At 68.1% G+C, this 1,790-nt stretch carries 1 protein-coding gene; it reads right to left on the bottom strand.

What is annotated here, in order from left to right:
• Positions 1 to 1,009 (bottom strand): exodeoxyribonuclease VII large subunit (gene xseA / locus G3N97_RS38575; protein WP_205997968.1); only part of this gene is annotated, 1,009 nt, incomplete at its 3' end.
• Between the last annotated feature and the right edge of the window lie 781 nt (positions 1,010 to 1,790).

Genomic DNA, 1,790 nt, shown 5'->3' with positions numbered 1-1,790 from the left:
CGCGCGAACCCGCCGACGCGAGCCGGATCGACAACTGGCGCAAATGCGTGCGCTGCTGCGCAAGCCGCTCGCCGGGCGAGACGAGACGCCGCGCGAGCCAGTCGAGTTGCTGCGCGCGGCGCTCCATCAAGCGGCCGAAGCCGCGCGCGAGCGTCGCATGGCGCTGATCGAGTTCGCGCAGCAGCAGCACGCGCTGCGGGCTCACGAGTTCGGCGGCGGCCGTGGGCGTGGGCGCGCGCATGTCGGCGGCGAAATCGGCGATCGTGAAATCGGTTTCGTGGCCTACGCCGCTCACCACCGGAATCGCGCTCGCGGCGATGGCGCGCGCGAGCGTCTCGTCGTTGAACGACCAGAGATCCTCGATCGAGCCGCCGCCACGGCACAGCACGATCACGTCGACTTCGTTGCGCGCGTTCGCGGCGTCGAGCATCGCGGTGAGCTTTTCCGCCGATCCCGCGCCCTGCACCGGCGCCGGATAGACGATCACCGGCACGTGCGGCGCGCGGCGGCACAGCGTGGTGAGCACGTCGCGCAGCGCGGCGGCCTGCATCGACGTAATGACGCCGATCGCGCGCGGATGCGTGGGCAGGTCGCGCTTGCGGTCGGCGTCGAAAAGACCTTCGGCTTCGAGCTGCGCCTTCAGGCGCAAGAACGCTTCGTAAAGCCGCCCTTGGCCCGTGCGCCGGACGGCCTCGACGTTCAGTTGCAGCTCGCCGCGCGGCTCGTACATCGTGACGAGCGCGCGGACCTCGATGCGGTCGCCTTCGCGCGGCGTGAATTCGGCGTATTGCGCGCGTCCGCGGAACATCACGCAGCGGATCTGCGCCTGCGCGTCCTTGATCGAGAAGTACCAGTGACCGCTCGCGGCGCGCGTGAAGTTCGACACTTCGCCCGAAATCCAGGCGAGCGGAAACGAGCGCTCGAGCATCGAGGCGATGGCGCGATTGAGCGCCGAAACCGGGACGACGACGTCGCCGCCCGCAGCGGAGGAAAAACGATCGGATGGCATGCGCAGAGGTGAATGAGCCGCAAGGAAAACAACTGCCGGGGCAGCAAGCATAGCGGCTGCGCGGACCCGGCGCGCGCTGGCGCGCATCGAGCCCCGTCGAGCGGGCCGGCCGACAGACGATAGACCGTGACGGGGGCCGCAGTCCAGCAGGAAACGCTCCCAGCGCACAAGGGCCGCGAAGTGTCCACATCGGCACTGTCGGACGTCGTGGCCGCCGCGGCCCCCTTCAAAACGCTGGCGAAACGATCCATACCATTGATTTATATGGGTTTTTTATCCTTCAAATAGCGACTCACGCCGATAAGATGGCCGTCAAACGGGCCTTTGCGGCTGCGCGCAGGGCATTTCTCCACAAAGTTATCCACAAGCGTCAAATGACCTGTTTTTTGTCATGCCGACGCCTTATGCCGCGCCGCGTCCGGCCGCCTCCCAACTTGCCGCGTGGCGGCCTCCCGCGCTAGAGTGCCGGGTTCACGGCGACCCTCCGCGGTTCGTCGCGGCCGCGCTGTTGTACGGATGTTGCGCCCTTGTTCGTGGCCGCCGTCCGCGTCGCCGCCGTTTTCGCTTTGCCGTTTTGCAATTTTTCCCCGTCGGGCGCGCCGTTTTACGCGCTCGCGCCGAACCGGAGATCCGCCCCGATGCCAGCCTCGTTCACCTGCCCGTCGCGCACGCCGCACGCGCACGGCGCCGTCCGGCCCGCCAGCGGCTGCGCGCGCTCATGAGCGGCCCGTTCGCCGATCTGAAGGCGCGCGTCGAGACGGATCTCGCGCAAGCCTGGCAA

It is taken from the genome of Paraburkholderia sp. Ac-20347 (assembly GCF_017104805.1).
Lineage (GTDB): Bacteria > Pseudomonadota > Gammaproteobacteria > Burkholderiales > Burkholderiaceae > Paraburkholderia > Paraburkholderia tropica.
Note: the sequence above shows the minus strand (reverse complement) of the source record. Positions and strands in the feature narration are given on the sequence as shown.